This is a genomic window from Thalassospira australica, from assembly GCF_044790785.1.
Taxonomy (GTDB): Bacteria; Pseudomonadota; Alphaproteobacteria; order Rhodospirillales; family Thalassospiraceae; genus Thalassospira; species Thalassospira australica_A.
Genome location: NZ_CP085258.1, coordinates 2,220,363 through 2,239,157, shown reverse-complemented (window position 1 = coordinate 2,239,157; position 18,795 = coordinate 2,220,363). Strand labels below are relative to the sequence as shown.

17 protein-coding genes are annotated in these 18,795 nt (G+C 56.1%); all 17 read left to right on the top strand.

The window, feature by feature from the left end; genetic code table 11:
* Positions 1–3 precede the first annotated feature (3 nt).
* The 17 genes from nuoN to LG297_RS10655 all read left to right on the top strand — a co-directional run bounded on the left by nuoN (position 4) and on the right by LG297_RS10655 (position 18,774).
* Complete coding sequence (nuoN, locus tag LG297_RS10735; protein WP_404426893.1) at positions 4–1,443, top strand: NADH-quinone oxidoreductase subunit NuoN; 1,440 nt, start codon at positions 4–6, stop codon at positions 1,441–1,443.
* A 2-nt stretch (positions 1,444–1,445) separates the two neighbouring features.
* On the top strand, positions 1,446–2,204 hold the full coding sequence (locus LG297_RS10730; RefSeq protein ID WP_404426892.1) for a biotin--[acetyl-CoA-carboxylase] ligase: 759 nt from the start codon (positions 1,446–1,448) through the stop codon (positions 2,202–2,204).
* Positions 2,205–2,250: 46 nt separating this feature from the next.
* Positions 2,251–3,033: a type III pantothenate kinase gene (locus LG297_RS10725; RefSeq protein ID WP_404426891.1), complete on the top strand. Its 783-nt coding sequence runs from the start codon at positions 2,251–2,253 to the stop codon at positions 3,031–3,033.
* Positions 3,034–3,118: 85 nt separating this feature from the next.
* On the top strand, positions 3,119–4,795 hold the full coding sequence (locus LG297_RS10720) for a ribonuclease J (protein ID WP_404426890.1): 1,677 nt from the start codon (positions 3,119–3,121) through the stop codon (positions 4,793–4,795).
* Positions 4,796–4,898: 103 nt separating this feature from the next.
* Positions 4,899–5,303 (top strand): methylmalonyl-CoA epimerase, encoded by a 405-nt coding sequence (gene mce / locus LG297_RS10715; protein ID WP_404426889.1) that lies wholly within the window; start codon positions 4,899–4,901, stop codon positions 5,301–5,303.
* 54 nt (positions 5,304–5,357) lie between these two features.
* Positions 5,358–5,597, top strand: coding sequence for a DUF1467 family protein (locus tag LG297_RS10710; protein WP_404426888.1), 240 nt, complete (start codon positions 5,358–5,360; stop codon positions 5,595–5,597).
* A gap of 424 nt (positions 5,598–6,021) precedes the next feature.
* A complete protein-coding gene (locus LG297_RS10705; RefSeq protein ID WP_404426887.1) occupies positions 6,022–6,573 on the top strand; it encodes a hypothetical protein in 552 nt (183 codons plus the stop codon).
* A gap of 175 nt (positions 6,574–6,748) precedes the next feature.
* Positions 6,749–8,068, top strand: a complete 1,320-nt coding sequence (gene proS, locus LG297_RS10700) for a proline--tRNA ligase (RefSeq protein WP_404426886.1) — start codon at positions 6,749–6,751, stop codon at positions 8,066–8,068.
* A 98-nt stretch (positions 8,069–8,166) separates the two neighbouring features.
* Positions 8,167–9,417, top strand: coding sequence for a lipoprotein-releasing ABC transporter permease subunit (locus tag LG297_RS10695; protein ID WP_404426885.1), 1,251 nt, complete (start codon positions 8,167–8,169; stop codon positions 9,415–9,417).
* Entirely contained in the window at positions 9,410–10,144 is a 735-nt protein-coding gene (locus tag LG297_RS10690; protein WP_404426884.1) for an ABC transporter ATP-binding protein, read from the top strand. The genes LG297_RS10695 and LG297_RS10690 overlap by 8 nt, the downstream gene beginning before the upstream one ends.
* Positions 10,145–10,246: 102 nt before the next feature.
* Positions 10,247–13,732 (top strand): DNA polymerase III subunit alpha, encoded by a 3,486-nt coding sequence (dnaE, locus tag LG297_RS10685; protein ID WP_404426883.1) that lies wholly within the window; start codon positions 10,247–10,249, stop codon positions 13,730–13,732.
* Between the two features lie 235 nt (positions 13,733–13,967).
* Entirely contained in the window at positions 13,968–14,753 is a 786-nt protein-coding gene (gene rpsB / locus LG297_RS10680) for a 30S ribosomal protein S2 (RefSeq protein ID WP_404426882.1), read from the top strand.
* Between the two features lie 85 nt (positions 14,754–14,838).
* Positions 14,839–15,762 carry a translation elongation factor Ts gene (gene tsf, locus LG297_RS10675; RefSeq protein ID WP_404426881.1) on the top strand — a complete coding sequence of 308 codons (924 nt, stop codon included), beginning with the start codon at positions 14,839–14,841 and terminating at the stop codon, positions 15,760–15,762.
* 166 nt (positions 15,763–15,928) lie between these two features.
* A complete protein-coding gene (gene pyrH / locus LG297_RS10670) occupies positions 15,929–16,660 on the top strand; it encodes a UMP kinase (RefSeq protein WP_404426880.1) in 732 nt (243 codons plus the stop codon).
* 44 nt (positions 16,661–16,704) lie between these two features.
* Complete coding sequence (frr, locus tag LG297_RS10665; RefSeq protein WP_404426948.1) at positions 16,705–17,226, top strand: ribosome recycling factor; 522 nt, start codon at positions 16,705–16,707, stop codon at positions 17,224–17,226.
* Positions 17,227–17,228: 2 nt separating this feature from the next.
* Positions 17,229–17,969 (top strand): isoprenyl transferase, encoded by a 741-nt coding sequence (locus tag LG297_RS10660; RefSeq protein ID WP_404426879.1) that lies wholly within the window; start codon positions 17,229–17,231, stop codon positions 17,967–17,969.
* Positions 17,956–18,774: a phosphatidate cytidylyltransferase gene (locus LG297_RS10655; protein WP_404426878.1), complete on the top strand. Its 819-nt coding sequence runs from the start codon at positions 17,956–17,958 to the stop codon at positions 18,772–18,774. Before LG297_RS10660 ends, LG297_RS10655 begins: the two co-directional genes overlap by 14 nt.
* Positions 18,775–18,795 lie beyond the last annotated feature (21 nt).

The window sequence follows — 18,795 nt, the reverse complement described above, 5'->3', positions numbered from 1 at the left end:
AACATGGGAGTTTCTATGCTCAACCTCGGGGCGGCATTGCCCGAAATCTTTATGGCCGTTTCGGCCCTGACGCTTCTGATGCTTGGCGTGTTCGCAGGCAAGGACAAGGCGTTCCGCACCGTATCCTGGCTTGCGGTTGCGGCCCAGATCGTGGCCCTTGTGCTGGTGGTTCTGGGTGATGGCGGGGTGGCGTTTTATGGCCAGTTCACCGCTGATGCCTTTGCCAAATTCACCAAGGTCATGATCCTGGTCGGTTCGTCGATCGGTATCGTGATGGCGATGAATTATGCCGAACGCGAAAACATGTCGCGGTTCGAGTTCCCGATCCTGATCATGCTGGCGACACTTGGCATGATGGCGATGGTATCGGCGACCGACATGCTGTCGCTGTATCTTGGCCTTGAGCTTCAGTCGCTGGCACTTTACGTGATTGCAGCGATCCGCCGCGATACGGTCCGTGCGACGGAATCGGGCCTGAAATACTTTGTTCTGGGGTCGATTGCATCGGGCATGCTGCTGTATGGCATGTCGATGGTCTATGGCTTTACCGGTTCGACCAACTTTGCGGTTCTGGGCGATATCATGTCGACGGGCGAGCTTTCGGTTGGCACGCTTGTCGGTCTGGCCTTCATGTTTGCCGGTCTGTGCTTCAAGGTTTCGGCGGTTCCGTTCCATATGTGGACCCCGGACGTCTATGAAGGGGCACCGACCCCGGTGACGGCGTTCTTTGCCGTCGCGCCGAAAATTGCCGGTCTGGCATTGTTCGTTCGTGTTGCGGTTGGCCCGTTTGCCGGTGTTGTCGAAGACTGGCAGCAGATCATCGTTCTGGTGTCGATCCTGTCGATGGCATGGGGTTCGTTCGCGGCGCTCCGTCAGGACAATATCAAACGTCTGATGGCCTATTCATCCATCGGTCATGTTGGTTTCGCACTGGTCGGTCTGGCTGCGGGAACGTCCGAGGGTGTTGCGGGTATTCTGGTTTATCTGGGTATTTACCTTGTGATGAACCTTGGCACCTTTGCCGTGATCCTTTCGATGCGTCGCAATGACCGCATGGTCGAGGAAATCACCGATCTGGCCGGTCTGGCCAAGACCAAGCCGCTGATGGCTGCCGTTACCGCAATCCTGATGTTCTCGATGGCCGGTATTCCGCCGCTTGCGGGCTTCTTTGGCAAGTTTTACGTGTTCAAGGCAGCGGTTGATGCCGGTCTTGTGACACTGGCGGTGATCGGTCTGGTGACCTCGGTCGTCAGTGCCTATTACTATCTGCGGATCATCAAGGTGATGTATTTCGACGAGCCGGTCGAAACGTTCGACAAGAACGGCACCGAGATGAATGTGATCATGGCGGTTGCGACGGTCATTCTTCTGGCTTTCGTGTTCTTCCCGAACCCGTTGATGGATAGTGCCGGCGTTGCCGCGACGGCCTTGCTCGGGCAGTAAGGATGACCAAGCCGACGATCCGGCTTCCTGAAGGGTATCACCTTCATGAACTGGAAGTGATCGACAGCACCAATGAAGAGGCGAAACGCCTTGCCGATAAGGGCGCCCCAAGTGGCGCCCTTATTTGGGCCCGCCAACAGACATCGGGCAGGGGACGGCGCGGCCGTGCCTGGGTATCCCCGGTTGGCAATCTTTATTCTTCCCTTTTGCTGCGTCCCGATTGTCCGCTTTTTGAAGCGGCCAAACTGACATTCCTGATTGCGGTTGCCATGGCCGAGGCGATTGAGCTGGTCAGTGGCAACCGGATCAGGCCGGATTGCAAATGGCCCAATGACCTGATGGTCAATGGCCGCAAGATTTCGGGTATTCTTCTGGAAAGTGCATCGAATAACGGGTCGGAAACCGATTATCTGGTGATCGGGGCCGGGGTGAATGTGGCGTTTTATCCCGACGATGCCGAACGCCCGGCAACGTCGCTTTCGGCCCTTGGTGCGCCGGTATCGGTGGGCGAGCTTCTTTCGGCCTATGCCGGGCGGGTGGCAAGGTGGCTGCCGGTGTGGGAAACGCAAGGGTTTGCCCCGATCCGCGAGGCGTGGCTGATGCGCGCATATGGTATTGGCGCGCCGGTCATCGCGCGCCTGACCGAAAGGACGCTTGAGGGCACATTTGTCGGGCTTGATGACGACGGATCGCTTGTTTTAAGAGAAACCGGCGGGACCGAACATCGTATCGGGGCTGGCGAAGTGTTCTTTAAGGCATAAATGAACAAGATCCCGCCTCGGGACGATAACGGGGAGACGAAACATCATGTTGCTGGCGATTGATGCCGGGAATACCAACATCGTTTTCGCGGTGTTTGACGGCGATACGATCAAGGGACAGTGGCGCTGTTCAACGACGGTGGAACGCACCGCGGATGAGCTTGGCGTGTGGCTGCATCATCTGTTTACCCTGTCGGATGTGCCCAAGGATGCGATAACGGGGGCGATCATCGCAACCGTGGTTCCGGCGGCCGAATTCAGCCTCAAGACGCTGTGCCGGCGTTATTTCAATGTCGAGCCGATGGTAGTGGGCGATCCGGAAGTCGAACTGGATATGAAGATCATCATGGACCGGCCAAGCGAGGTTGGTGCGGACCGGCTGGTCAATGCGGTTGCGGCCCATCAGCTTTTTGGCGGGCCGCTGGTGGTTCTGGATTTCGGGACGGCGACCACGTTTGACGTGATTGATGAAGAAGGCAATTACCTTGGCGGTGTGATTGCGCCGGGTGTGAATCTTTCGATCAAGGCACTGCATATGGCCGCCGCCCAGTTGCCGATGGTCGCGATTGAGGCGCCGCGCAACGTGATTGGCAAGAATACGGTTGAAGCGATGCAGTCCGGGGTTTACTGGGGCTATGTCGCGATGATCGAGGGGCTTCTAGCGCGCATTCGCAAGCAGCAGGGCATCGATCACATGAAAGTTGTCGCGACCGGCGGGCTAGCACCGCTGTTTACCAAGGCGGTTGACGAGATCGAACATCTGCATGGCGATCTGACGATGCTGGGGCTTTTGATGATTTATCGCCGCAACAGCGAAAAATCGAACTAGACTGTTAACCGACATTGACTGTGAAGTGACGCGGGTGCGCCCCGTGATCGTGTTTCTCACCGCTGAAAGACAAGGGTGATCATCCGTGGATTTGTATTTGCCGAAAGACGAATTGCTGTTTGTGCCGCTGGGGGGATCTGGCGAAATTGGCATGAACCTCAATTTGTACGGATATGACGATCAGTGGCTGATGGTCGATATGGGCGTTTCCTTTGGCGAGGAAGGATTGCCCGGTGTCGATGTTGTCATGCCCGATCCGTCCTTTATCGAGGAACGCAAAGACAAACTTCTTGGACTTGTCCTGACGCATGCGCATGAGGATCACCTTGGCGCGGTGCCGTATCTTTGGCCGCGGTTGAAATGCCCGATCTATGCCACCCCGTTTGCCGCAGAATTTCTTAAGGCGAAACTGGCGGAAACCGATTTTGCCGATCAGGTGCCGATCCATGTGATCGAGCTTGGCGGGCGGTTCAAAAAGGGGCCGTTTGACATCGAATTTGTCACGATGACCCATTCGATCCTGGAGCCCAATGCGCTTGCGATCCGCACGCCGAAGGGGCTTGTCGTGCATACCGGCGACTGGAAATTCGACCCAGATCCCCAGATTGGCGAGGCATCGGATGTCAAGAAGCTTGAGGCGCTTGGCGATGAAGGGGTCATGGCGCTGATTTGTGATTCCACCAACGTCTTTTCCGAAGGCAAAGCCGGATCGGAAGGTGATGTTGCCAAGAACCTGTCGAAACTTTTTGCCGAAACGCCGCAGGGCCGGATCGCGGTTGCGTGCTTTGCGACCAACGTTGCGCGGTTGCAGTCGATTGTTGAAGCAGCACATGAAAACAACCGCTGTGTCGGGCTTGCCGGGCGGTCATTGAACCGTGTGACCGAAGCGGCGCGTGCGGTTGGCTATCTGACGTCGTATCCGAACCTTTTGAGTGATGAGGACGCGATGGAGGTCCCCAAGGATCAGGTGTTGCTGATCTGTACCGGGTCGCAGGGCGAGCCGCGTGCGGCGATGTCACGCATTGCCAAGGGGGATCATCCGACCGTGCAGCTTGATCCGGGTGATACGGTTGTGTTTTCCGCGCGCGAAATTCCGGGCAATGAAAAGTCCATCGGCTATATCCAGAACCTTTTGATCAGGCGCGGTATCCGCGTGATTACGGCGCGCGATGAACCGATCCATGTATCGGGCCATCCGGGCAGGCAGGACCTGGCGCGGATGTATCAGTTGACACGTCCCAAAATCCTTGTGCCGGTGCATGGCGAAACCCGCCATTTGTGCGAACAGGCAGCCCTTGGCGCGGAATGCCAGATTCCTGAACAGGTGATCCCGCATGACGGCACGGTCATTCGCCTGTCGCCGGGCAGTGCGCATGTGATTGGTGTCGCCGAAAGCGGCGTGCTTTGCCTTGATGGCGGGCGGTTGCTGAAACGGGATTCCGATACCATCCGCAACCGCAATCGCATCGTCTGGAACGGTGTGATGTTTGTGACCGTGGTGCTGAACCAGTTTGGCGAGATGGTGGGCGAGCCGATGATTACGGCACCGAGCCTGTTTGACGAGGAAGGGGATGATGTCCGCCTTGATCATTTTGCCGCCGAGATCGGCAACCGGGTCGATCAGCTTGACGATGACGAGGTTTTGGACGATGCGGCGGTGATCCTTGCGATCCGGCAGGCATTGCGCCGCCCGGTGCGCCAGCGGCTGGGCAAGCGGCCATTGATTGAGGTGCATCTGGTTCGGGTGAACGAGAAGAACTAGGCCGTCCGGGAATGCCGCATACGACCAAAAGGGCAGTTGTCTTTGTCGTCATGCGCATCCTAGATTGGCGGTGATCGGGCAGATCACATTGCAGGAGTAGAACATGATTGGACGGCTGAACCATGTGGCGATTGCGGTGCCGGACCTTGAGGAAGGTATCCGGCTTTATCGTGATGTGCTTGGCGCGAAGGTTTCCGAACCGCAGGACGAGCCGGATCATGGGGTGACTGTGGTCTTTGTCGAACTGCCCAACACCAAGATCGAATTGCTGTATCCGCTGGGCGAGGGATCGCCCATTCAGGGGTTCCTTGACAAGAATACATCGGGCGGCATTCATCATGTCTGCTATGAGGTTGAGGATATTCTGGCGGCGCGCGACCAGCTTTTGAAAAACGGCGCGCGTGTGCTGGGCACGGGGGAGCCCAAAATCGGCGCACATGGCAAGCCGGTGCTGTTCCTGCATCCCAAGGATTTCAACGGGACACTGGTGGAACTTGAACAGGTTTAGGTTTCTTTCCCGCCCTATCGGCCCTTATTCCCGCAACCAAGAAAAGAGTGCGCCATGAACTGGTTTTCCGCGATCCTTGTTTACATCGTGATCTGGTGGCTGGTGCTGTTCATGGTGTTGCCGTTCGGCGTGAAGCGCGAAGAAAATGTCCAGCCGGGTCACGATAGCGGGGCACCGCAAAAGCCGCATATGTGGAAGAAGGTTCTGGCGACCAGCCTGATTTCGGCGATTTTGTGGGTGGTGGCGTATTTCGTGATCACGAGTGGCATGATCGAAGTCCGTCCGCCGCAATGAGTTTTGGTGCGGGCCGGTAAAACAAACCCCGCACATTTGCTGCGGGTTTTTTGTTTGCAGGGATGCACAAAAATCACGGGAAAGGGAAGGCGGGCCGGGATGCGGACAAAAAAAAGCAAGATCACAAGGATCTTGCCAAGATGCTATTTTTATAGCTGTTTTCCCGTAATCTTTTTTTGCTTCCTCCTAAGACCTGGGCACTTGGCACAGGTTTTATTTCGACGTCGCGCCTGCTTCTTGTATGCTTATTGGCAACAAAGCCTCCCGCAATTTTATGAGCGGCTGCGATACGTCTCCCGCAACGATCTTGCGCCGTTAGCGGAGGATCAAAAAGCCACATATTTCACTTTTGTGCAAGATGTTTTGACCAATATTCACAGATGATTCGATGCTGCACCGCACATAAATAGGATGGACCGGCGATATGAAGAATTTTGTAACGACCCGCTCTATGAAAATCGGGATTTATCCTGTGAATTTCATGGTTTCGATGTTTGTTGCTGGCGTGATCATGACCGGTTCGGGTGGCGTTTTGGCGCAAAGCGACTCCCCCTTGCCGGGGCCGGCGGCAGGGGAAAATGCCGCACCGGACGCAGCAGGTGCGGCGGGTGCCGAGAAGGCGAAGCCGACCATCACGGTCACGCGGTCGGCCTGCCGGGAACTGGTCAGCCATGTGCCCGATGACGATGTGGCCTATAAGCCCGGTGTCGATGTTTATGGCCGCAAGGTCGCCCCGGCGGATCTGAATGGCGGTAGCCCGATCCTTGATGCATTGCCCAAGGAAATCGAATTTCCGGTGACGATTGATTTCTTTGAATATGCGGGGATTTCGGTGCCGGACGGGATCAGCGGCGAGTCCAATATCGGCAAGATCACCTATCGCAACGGCCGGGTGTATTTCAACGATACGCCGATTGGCAACGAAGCCGGGCAGGATGAATTGGCCGCAGCATGCCGGGCGGCAGGGTTCCGTTAAGGTTGTACCTTAAAAAGCCTGTGTGTTTTCGCAAACCTGCCACGATTGTCGGCTAGATCACGTCTTGCCGATATAAAGCAAGTTCCGGCTTGCGTTTCGGGCTGTGCTGTCGCATTTTCCGGGCAAGGTCTTTTGTATACCTGATATTTTCAGCTTTGATCATCACGAGGCATTGATGCGTCTTTCCCAGTTCTTTCTGCCGACCCTCAAGGAAACACCGGCAGAAGCACAGATCGCTTCCCATCGACTGATGCTGCGTGCCGGTATGGTGCGCCAGCTTTCGGCGGGGATTTATTCCTGGCTGCCGCTTGGCTATCGCGTGCTTAAGAAGATCGAGCAGATCGTGCGCGAAGAGCAGGACGCGATTGGCTGTAACGAAGTGCTGATGCCGACGATCCAGCCGGCCGAACTTTGGCAGGAAAGCGGACGGTACGAGGATTACGGCCTTGAAATGCTGCGCATCACGGACCGTCATGACCGCAAAATGCTGTTTGGGCCGACCAACGAGGAAGTGATTACCGATATCTTCCGCAAGGATGTCCGGTCCTATAAGCAGCTTCCGCAGATGCTGTATCATATTCAGTGGAAATTCCGCGACGAGATCCGCCCGCGCTTTGGCGTGATGCGCGGGCGCGAATTCCTGATGAAGGATGCGTATTCGTTCGATGTTGATTACGAAAGTTCGCGGCACGCCTATAACAAGATGTTTCTGGCCTATTGCCGGACCTTTACGCGCCTTGGCGTGAAGGCGATCCCGATGGTGGCCGATACCGGCCCGATTGGCGGCGACCTTAGCCATGAATTCATCATTCTGGCCGAAACCGGCGAAAGCGAAGTGTTCTGCGACAAGAAGTGGCTGGACAAGGATTTGACGGGCAAGGGGGTTGATCTGAATGATCGCACCGGGCTTGAAAACTGGGTCCAGACGACGCTTGAAGATTACGCCGCGACCGAAGACAAGCATGATCCGGCCAACAGCCCGATTTCCGGTGACGACATGATCGCAACGCGCGGGATCGAAGTTGGCCATATCTTCCATTTCGGTGCCAAATATTCCGAACCGATGGGGGCCACCATCCTTGGCCCGGACGGCAAGGAAGTGCCGGTGCAGATGGGATCATACGGCATCGGCGTTTCGCGCCTTGTCGGCGCATTGATCGAGGCATCGCATGACGAAAACGGCATCATCTGGCCGGAATCGGTTGCGCCCTACAAGGTTGGCCTGATCAACCTGCGCACGGGGGATGATGAATGTGATGCGGCATGCGAAGACGTTTATGCCAAGCTGCATAATGCCGGGATCGAGGTGCTTTATGATGACCGCGACATGCGCGCGGGCGGCAAATTCGCCGATATGGACCTGATCGGTCTGCCGTGGCAGATCGTGATTGGCCCGAAAGGCATCAAGGCCGGTGTGGTCGAGCTTAAAAACCGCAAATCCGGCGAGCGGACGGAAGTCACGCTTGAAGCCGCACTGAACCAGATCGGCGCCTGATTACGACATTGCAAACGGGGCAGCCATGGCTGCCCCGTCCTGATTTCCGGAATTCTTTCCGATACGCTTCCATACGCTTCCACGAGGATCATTTGCGCATGTTCAGTCCGTTCGAACGTCTGGTGGCCTTCCGCTACCTGCGTCCCCGTCGGCAAGAAGGCTTTGTTTCCGTCATCGCCATCTTTTCGCTGCTTGGCATCATGCTGGGCGTTGCGACCCTGATTATCGTCATGTCGGTCATGAACGGGTTCCGGGCCGAATTGCTTGGACGTATTCTGGGGCTGAACGGGCATATATCGGTTTATGCGCAAAGCCCCGATGGCCTGCCCAACTATGATGCGATTGAAAAGAAGATCGCCGAAACCGGCAATGTCACGCTTGTGACCCCGGTGGTTGAAGGGCAGGTGATGGCATCGAATGAGGGCCGTGCCAGCGGGGCCATCGTGCGCGGGATCCGTGCCGAAGACATCGCCAAGCGCGCGACGATTGCGGACAACATCGTTTTCGGGTCGCTTGACGATTTCAAGGGCGAGGATACGGTGATCATGGGCGCGCGCCTTGCGATGAAGCTTGGCGTCGGGGTTGGGGATAATGTCAATCTGATTTCGCCCAAGGGCAATGTGACGGCATTCGGGTCCGTGCCGCGTGTGCGGGCCTACAAGGTGGTCGGGCTGTTTGATATCGGCATGTATGAATATGACAGCGGCTTTATCTTCATGCCGCTTGATGCGGCACAGATTTATTTCCGTCTGCCGGAAAAGATCAGCCATTTTGAAGTGATGCTTGAAGACCCGTCGCGGCTGTCGGCAAGCATGAACGACCTGTTGGCGAACCTGTCGGGTGAACAGCTTCGGCTGGTCAATTGGCAGCAGTCAAATTCCGGATTTTTCAATGCGTTACAGGTTGAACGTAATGTGATGTTCCTGATCCTGACGCTGATTATTCTGGTGGCGGCATTCAATATCATTTCGGGCATGGTGATGCTGGTGAAAGACAAGGGACGCGATATCGCGATCCTGCGCACGATGGGGGCGACACGGTCGTCGGTGATGCGCATCTTTTTCCTGGCCGGGGCATCCATCGGGGTTGTCGGCACGTTAAGCGGCCTGATCCTTGGCGTTCTGTTCTGCCTGAATATCGAAAATATCCGCCAGTTCATCCAGAGCCTGACGGGGGCGGACCTGTTCAATGCGGAAATCTATTTCCTGTCGCAGCTTCCGGCTGACATGGATGTTGGCGAGGTGGTTCTGGTCTGTGTGATGTCACTGACCCTGTCGTTCCTGGCGACGGTTTATCCGGCATGGCGTGCGTCGCGCCTCGATCCGGTGGAGGCGCTGCGTTATGAGTGATCTGGTCAAGAAAACCGCAGAGGAACGCGCGCAGAAAGTCGTTTTGCGGCTTGAAAAGATTGATCGCGTGTTCAATCAGGGCCCCGATCAGCTTGAAATCCTGAAATCCGTCGATCTTGAAATCCATCAGGGCGAGATTGTGGCCCTTGTCGGGCCGTCAGGGGCGGGGAAATCGACCCTGCTTCAGATTGCGGGCCTGCTTGAAAAGCCTGATCGCGGCATGGTTTCGATTGGCGGGAAACGCAGCACGGACCTTTCCGATCTGGCGCGGACCGAAATGCGCCGCAAGCATATCGGGTTCGTTTATCAGTATCATCATCTGCTGCCGGAATTTTCGGCCATCGAAAATGTCGTGATCCCGCAGATGATCAATGGCCTGAAACGGGCGGATGCGACGGATCGCGGGTTGGAGCTTTTGCGTTGCCTCGGTCTTGAAAACCGGGCGGAACATCGCCCGGCACGGCTTTCGGGCGGGGAACAGCAGCGGGTCGCGATTGCGCGTGCGCTTGCCAATGTGCCCGATGTGCTGTTTGCCGACGAGCCGACCGGCAACCTTGATCCGCATACCGCCGAAACCGTGTTCGGGATGCTGATGACGCTGGTGCGGGAAACCGGTCTGGCGTCGCTGATTGCGACCCATAACCCGGAACTGGCGCGCCAGATGGACCGGGTTGTGACCCTGCGTGACGGGCATCTGGTCGAACTTGATCCCGATACTCTTTCTTAACCGGCTGAAATTCTTTAAGCTGGTTTGATGCCGCGCCCCGGAGTAATCCGGGGTGGCAGGTTTCCTGCCTTTTTTGCCATTCTTGTTCCGGGGTTTTCTGCGATGGAAAACGGTTTCGTCCATCTTCGTGTTCACACCAATTATTCGCTTGCCGAAGGTGCCATCACGACGAAGGAACTGGCAAAGCTGTGCGAGGCGGATGGCCAGCCCGCGGTTGCGATGACCGATACCAACAACATGTTCGGCGCGCTTGATTTTTCAGGGGTGATGAGCGGGTCGGGTATCCAGCCGATCCTTGGCGTGCAGATCGGGGTGGAACGGTTTGGCGATCAGCCGGTAATCGGCAGGATTTCACGCGAACCTGACCCGGACAATCTGGTCCTGATTGCGAAGAATGACCGGGGGTATTTCAACCTTCTGAAGATCGTTTCGCGCGCACACATGACCAGCGAAGCGGGCAGCGAGCCCAAGGCGCTTTATGATCATATCGAAAAATACAGTTCCGACATCATCTGTTTGACCGGTGGGCCGACCGGGCCGCTGGCACGATTGATTGCCGAGGAGCAGCATGAGGCGGCGACCGAGTGCCTGAACAAGCTTTCGGGGATATTTGGCAACAGGCTTTATATCGAATTGCAGCGCCACGGCGAGCCGGTCGAGGAAAAGGTCGAGCCGGGGCTGATCAAGCTTGCCTATGATCACAATATTCCGCTGGTCGCGACCAATGACTGCTTTTTCCCCAAGGCGGAAATGTATGAAGCCCACGATGTGTTCATCTGCATCGGGCAGGGCGCGGTTGTGGGGCAGGAAGACCGGTGGCGTTTAACGCCCGAACACCGGTTTAAAACCGCCGCCGAGATGCGCGATCTTTTCGCCGACATTCCCGAGGCCTGTGACAACACGCTGGCGATTGCCAGGCGGTGTTCGTGGCATGTCGAGAAGATCGATCCGATCCTACCGCCGTTTGATTGCGGCGAAGGCCGCACCGAGGTCGATGAGCTGCGCCATATGTCCGAGGAGGGCCTTAAGGGCCGCCTTGCGAAATATGTCTTTACCGAGGACATGACGGACGCGCAGAAGGAAGAAATTGCCAAACCTTATTGGGAGCGGCTTGAATACGAGCTTGGCATCATCAATCAGATGGGATTTCCGGGCTACTTCCTGATCGTTGCGGACTTTATCCAGTGGGCGAAGGATCATGAAATCCCGGTGGGGCCGGGGCGTGGTTCGGGGGCGGGGTCGCTTGTGGCCTATGCGTTGCTGATTACCGATCTTGATCCGTTGCATTTTTCGTTGCTGTTTGAACGCTTCCTGAACCCGGAACGTGTTTCCATGCCCGACTTTGACGTCGATTTCTGTCAGGATCGTCGCGGCGAGGTGATTGAATATGTTCAGCGTAAATACGGCCATGACCGTGTGGCGCAGATCATCACATTCGGTAAATTGCAGGCAAAGGCCGCAGTGCGCGACGTTGGCCGCGTTTTGAGCATCCCGTATGGCTATGTCGATAAAATCTGTAAAATGATTCCGGGTGATCCGGCCAAGCCGATCCCGCTTAAGGAAGCCATCGAAATGGAGCCGGATTTGCGCCGGATCGCGCGCGAAGACCCGGATATTGACCGGTTGTTGTCCATCGCGATGCAGATCGAGGGGCTTTATCGCAACTCGTCCACCCACGCCGCCGGGGTGGTGATCGGCGACCGCGACCTTGATGAACTTGTGCCGCTTTATCGTGATCCGCGGTCCGATATGCCGGTTACCCAGTTCAACATGAAATATGTTGAAAATGCCGGTCTGGTGAAGTTCGACTTCCTCGGTCTGAAAACCCTGACGGTGATTATCGAGGCCGTCAATCTGATGCGGCTTCGCAAAGATGTCCCGCAAGACTTTGATATCAGTGCTATTCCCCTTGATGACCGGGTGGCGTTCAAATTGCTTTCGGCGGCCGAGACGGTCGGTGTGTTCCAGCTTGAATCCCAGGGCATGCAGGATGTTCTGCGCGGCCTGAAACCCGATACGATTGAAGATATTATCGCTGTGGTGGCGCTGTATCGTCCGGGCCCGATGGACAATATCCCGCATTACATTGCGCGTAAGCATGGTCTGGAAAAACCGGATTACATGCACCCGATGTTGCAGCCGACCCTCGAAGAAACCTATGGCATCATGATCTATCAGGAACAGGTCATGCAGCTTGCCCAGACGATGTCGGGCTATTCGCTTGGCGGTGCGGACCTGTTGCGGCGTGCGATGGGTAAAAAGATCGCCGAGGAAATGGAATTGCAGCGGTCGCTGTTTGTGGACGGGGCGGAAAAGAACGGGGTGCCGCGCGGGCAGGCGTCCGATATCTTTGATCAGGTCGCCAAGTTCGCATCCTATGGCTTTAACAAATCGCACGCGGCGGCCTATGCGCTGGTGGCGTATCAGACGGCGTATCTGAAGGCGAATTATCCGGTCGAGTTCATGGCCGCGTTGATGACGCTTGATATGCACAACACCGAGAAACTTGCGATTTTCAAACAGGAAATCGAACGGCTTGGCATCGAAATTCTGCCACCCTGCATCAATAATTCGCAAGTGGCGTTTTCGGTCGAAAATCATGATGGGATACGCAAAATCCGTTATGCACTTGCAGCGGTGCGCAACGTGGGTGATGCCGCGATGGAAAGCCTTGTTGCAGAGCGCGAGGCCAATGGCCCGTTCCGTGACCTGACCGATTTCGCGTCACGCATTGACAGCCGGGCTGTCAACAAGCGGTTGCTTGAAAACCTTGTGCGGGCAGGCGCACTTGATTGCCTGACGACGAACCGCAAGGTGATGTTCGAGCATGTCGACCGCGTGATGGCGGTTTCCCAGCGCGAAATGCAGGCGCGCAACAATGACCAGATTTCGATGTTTGGCGAGGATACCGGCTTTGGCAAGGATGCCATCCGGCTGCCCGATGAACGCGACTGGGTCCCGATGGAAAAACTGACCGAGGAATTTTCGGCCATCGGGTTTTATCTTTCGGCCCATCCGCTGGATACCTTTGGCAAAAGTCTTCAGCGGATCGGCATTGCGCCGATCAAGGAGCTTCCGGCCCGCATGCGCGCCCAGAACAAGGGATCAATCAAGCTTGCCGGGACGCTGATCAATGCGCGTGAAATGATTTCGAAGAAAAACGGATCGAAATTCGCGTTTGTGATGTTTTCCGATCCGACCGGCAGTTTCGAGGTCGCGTTCTGGGCCGAGGCATGGGCGGCCTACAAGGAAGTGATCAATGCCGGGCGGCCGGTCCTGTTGGTGGTGGCGGCAGAAATGCGCGAAGGGCAGCTTCGTATTCAGGGGCAGCGCGTCGAGGATCTTGAACATGCCGTTTCAGGGGCGGCCGAGGGCATTCGCATTCGCCTTAACCGGCCCGATCCGGTGGCGGAAATCCGAGAACTGCTTGAAAAGGCGGGAAAAGGTCGGGGGCTTGTCAGTCTTTCGACGGTGTGCGCCGATGGCCGTATTGCCGAGGTCGAGCTTGAAGATACCTATAAGGTCGGGCCGTCTCTTATCGGGGCGGTCGGGGCCATTCCCGGTGTCGAACTGGCCGAGGAAATCTGAGCAGATGGCTTACGGGCAAATCGTGATCGGGTGACGGGTTCACTTTCACGCGGTTTGAGCGTACTTTAAGGCTTGCATTCTTTGCAGGAGGGGGCTAAAACCCGCCCCGAACATCGCACGCGGGAGCGTGGCGAATAATGCCCTGTGCAGAAATTCGTCCATCCGGTGTTTCACGCAAGACGGCGTGAAATTCCCTTCCGCGGAGGTATTAACCGGAAAAAGGTAGGAATTTATCATGGCTTTGCCAACCTTTACCATGCGTCAGCTCATGGAAGCTGGCGTCCACTTTGGTCACCACACCCGCCGCTGGAACCCGAAGATGAAGCAGTTCATCTTTGGCGCACGCAACGACATTCACATCCTGAACCTTCAGGAAACCGTTCCGATGCTGCATCGCGCGATGCAGGCCGTTCGTGACGTTACCGCAGGTGGCGGTCGTGTTCTGTTCGTCGGCACCAAGCGTCAGGCATCCCCGGTCATCGCAGAAGCTGCAAAGCGTTGCGGTCAGTACTATGTGAACCATCGCTGGCTTGGCGGTATGCTGACCAACTGGAACACCGTTTCCAATTCGATCAAGCGCCTGAAAGAACAGGACGAGATCCTGAATGCCGGTGCAGAAGGTCTGACCAAAAAAGAAATCCTGAACCTGACCCGTTCGCGCGACAAGCTTGAGCGCGCGCTTGGCGGGATCAAGGACATGGGTGGTCTTCCCGACATCATCGTCGTGGTCGACACCAACAAGGAAGCACTTGCTGTTCACGAAGCCAAGAACCTGAACATTCCGGTTGTTGCAATTCTGGACTCCAACTCGGACCCGGCAAACGTTGCATACCCGATCCCGGGTAACGACGATGCGATCCGTGCGATCCAGCTTTATTGCGACCTGTTTGTTGGCGCGGTTCTGGACGGTATCCAGCAGGAAATGACGGCTTCGGGTGCGGACCTCGGTGAATCCGAAGACGTTCCGGCTGAAGCTGCTGCTGCTGTTGAAGAGGCCGCTCAGGAAGCAGCTTCCGCATAAGTTTCACTTTGTACCTGATGAAACGGCGGCTAGCATGCCGCCGTTTCTTTAGGTGTTCACTGATCGCGTAATAGGGGCTTTAAAAATGGCTATTACCGCTGCTCTGGTTAAAGAGCTTCGCGAAACCACCGGCGCTGGCATGATGGATTGCAAAAAGGCGCTGTCCGAAACCGATGGTAATCTTGAAGCTGCTGTTGACTGGCTTCGTACCAAAGGTCTTGCTGCTGCTGCCAAGAAAGCAGGCCGTGTTGCTGCCGAAGGTCTGGTGGGTGTTGCTGTTAACGGTACTTCCGGTGCCGTTGTCGAACTCAACTCCGAAACCGATTTTGTTTCGCGCAACGAAGATTTCCAGAAATTCGTATCCGAAATCGCAAATCAGGCCGTTTCGGCGAATGGTGATATCGATGCGCTGAAAGCAACCCCGTTCCCGGGGACGTCGCGTAACGTCGAAGAACAGGTTACCCACATGATCGCCACCATCGGCGAAAACATGAACCTGCGTCGTTCGGCCGGTATTTCGGTCGAGAAGGGTGCGGTTGCATCCTACATCCATTCGGCGATTGCCCCGAACCTCGGCAAGATCGGCGTTCTGGTTGCGCTTGAATCCGAAGCCGATGCGAGCGTTCTCGAAGGCCTTGGCAAACAGATCGCAATGCACATTGCGGCAACCAACCCGGCGTCGGCCACGGTTGACGATCTGGATCCGGAACTGATCGAGCGCGAGAAAGCCGTTCTGACCGAGCAGGCCAAAGAATCGGGCCGTCCGGCTGAAATCATCGAAAAGATGATTGATGGCCGTATCCGTAAATATTACGAACAGGTTGTTCTGGTTGAGCAGACCTTCGTGATTGACGGCGAAAGCAAGGTCAAAGACGTGATCGCAAATGCCGCAAAAGACGCTGGCAAACCGATCACCCTTAAGGGCTTTGTCCGCTTCGAGCTTGGTGAAGGCATCGAGCGCGAAGAAAAAGACTTTGCTGCCGAAGTTGCCGAGCAGCTTAAGAAATAAACATCTGATCGGAATGGTGCGTCATGTGCCATTTCGTGTATGATCCAGACCGGCGAGGTCGGCAGCGCATATTCCGCCCTGTTACTCGCCGGTCTTTTTATATCTGAATTTTGCTGAACCGGGTTTCGGGACAGTTTGAAATATCGGCAGTAAGAGGCAATCGAACATGGCAGAAAACGGCCAACTGAAATTTCGTCGCGTCCTTTTGAAGCTTTCGGGCGAGGGACTTCTGGGAAAACAGCAATACGGGATTGATCCCGAGACGGTTGACCGGATCGCAGGCGAAATCAAAGCCGTTCATGACATGGGAGCCGAGATTTGCATGGTGATCGGCGGGGGAAACATCTTCCGCGGGGTCAAGGGGGCATCCCAGGGGATGGAACGTGCAACGGCCGACTATATGGGCATGCTTGCCACCATCATGAATGCGCTCGCGGTTCAAAGCGCGCTTGAGCGCCACGGGGTTCAGACCCGTGTGCAATCGGCTATTCCGATGTCATCGGTTTGCGAACCCTATATTCGCCGTCGTGCGGTACGCCACATGGAAAAGGGCCGAGTGGTGATCTTTGCGGCCGGGACCGGCAACCCGTTCTTTACCACCGATACGGCAGCGGCATTGCGTGCGGTCGAAATGGATTGCGATGCGTTGCTTAAGGGGACGCAGGTTGACGGCGTTTATACGGCCGACCCGAAAACGGACCCGACGGCGGAACGGTATGATTCGCTGACCTATATGGAAGTTCTTGCCAAAGATTTGCGTGTTATGGATGCATCGGCTATTTCTCTGGCACGCGAAAATGATATTCCGGTTATCGTATTTTCTTTGCATAATCCGGGCGGTTTTGCCGATGTGGTTTGTGCAAAAGGTACGTTTACGATTATTTCGAATGGAGACTGAAGGTGTCTGACGTTGCTGGCCTGAAAAAGGACCTTGCCCGCCGTATGGAAGGGGCTGTCGAAGTTTTGCACAAGGAGTTTACCGGTCTGCGCACCGGGCGCGCGAGTGTAAGTCTTCTTGAACCGGTCATGGTTGAAGCCTACGGCGTGCCGACCCCGCTTAACCAGGTTGCGTCTGTCAGTGTGCCGGAATCCCGGATGCTTTCGGTGCAGGTCTGGGACAAATCCATGGTCAAATCGGTTGAAAAAGCGATCCGCGATTCCGGCCTTGGCCTGAACCCGGCTGCCGATGGCACCCTTGTCCGCGTGCCGATCCCGGCACTGAACGAGGAGCGTCGTGCCGAACTGTCCAAGGTTGCCGGCAAATATGCCGAGCAAGCCAAGATTTCGGTCCGTAACGTGCGCCGCGACGGTATGGATCAGCTCAAGAAATGGGAAAAGGACAGTGTGATCTCCAAGGACGACCTCCATAACGAGGAAAAAGAGATCCAGAAGTTGACCGACAAGGTCATTGGCGAGATTGACGAAGTTCTTGCCCATAAAGAACAGGAAATCATGCAAGTCTGACCATGACGGTGCTGGCATCCCAACCCAACCTTTCGGATTTGCAGGCTGTGCCGCGTCATGTTGCCATCATCATGGATGGCAACGGACGCTGGGCAACGTTGCGCGGCAAACCCCGCACGATGGGACATCGTGCCGGGGTTGAAGCCGTGCGCCGCACGGTCGAGGCCGTGGCCGAGATCGGTATCGAATATCTGACACTTTACGGGTTTTCGACCGAGAACTGGAAACGCCCGGAAAGCGAGGTCAGCGATCTGATGGGGCTGCTGCGCCTGTTCATCAAGCGTGAACTGGCGACCTTGCATAAAAACGGTGTCCGTATCCGGATTATCGGTGATCGTGCGCGTTTTGACGACGATATCTGCGAACTGCTTTTGAATGCGGAAGAGCGGACGAAAGGCAATTCGCGCCTTAATCTGACCATTGCGCTCAGTTACGGGGCGCGGGCCGAAATAACCGACGCCATGCGCCAGATTGCCCGCTCGGTTGCCGCAGGGGAAATCCGGCCCGAGGCGATTGACGAGGATATGATTGCCAGCCATCTGGAAACGGCGGGAATGCCCGATCCTGATCTTTTGATCCGGACCAGTGGCGAGCAGCGCATCAGCAACTTCCTGCTATGGCAATCTGCGTATACGGAATTTGTGTTCGATCAGGTTCTTTGGCCCGATTTCGGGCGGGAGCACCTTGAAAAAGCAATAGAAAACTTTGCCGGACGGGAGCGGCGTTTTGGTGCAGTCATCTGAAGCCCGACGCCAGGAAGATACGAATTCAGGACTTAAGCCGCGCGTCATTTCCGCCCTGGTCATGACGCCGGTTGCGGTTGCCGCCGTCTGGTTCGGTTCGCCGTATTTCGAATTGCTGATTTTCCTGTTTTCGATTGGCATGATGTGGGAATGGACGCGCATGTGCGTTCCCGGTCATGTCACTTCGATTTCCGTGGTTGCCGCGTTTGCCCTTGGGGTTGCGATGATGGTTCTGGCCGCGGGGGAATACCCGCTGGTCGGGCTTGCGGTTGTTGTCAGTGCGACAACAGCAGCGTTGCGGCCCGGTAAAAACCGGCTTCTGGCGGCATTCGGCATTATCTATATTTCACTTGCGGCCCTTGCGGCGCAGTGGCTGCGGATCATGCATGGTGATGGCCTGCTGATGATTATGTGGCTGTTCTTTCTGGTCTGGGCGACCGATACCGGGGCTTATGCCTTTGGCAAGGCGATTGGCGGGCCCAAGCTGGCACCGCGTTTCAGCCCCAAGAAAACCTGGGCGGGCCTTGTTGGCGGAATGGTGTGTGCCATGCTGATCGGCGGGCTTATTACCTATTTCAGCAGCAACACAATTCCGGTTTCGATCATTTTGGCAAGTGCGTTGCTGGCTCTTGTGGCGCAGATCGGCGATCTGGGAGAGTCCGCATTGAAACGCCACTTTAAAGTCAAGGACAGCAGCAATCTTATTCCGGGGCATGGCGGGTTGCTTGACCGTGCGGACGGGATGTTGTCGGTTTTTCCTGTCGCCTTTGTTATTGTGTATTTCCTTGGATTGTCGTTGCGCTAGGGCAGGGTGCCTGATTGCAGA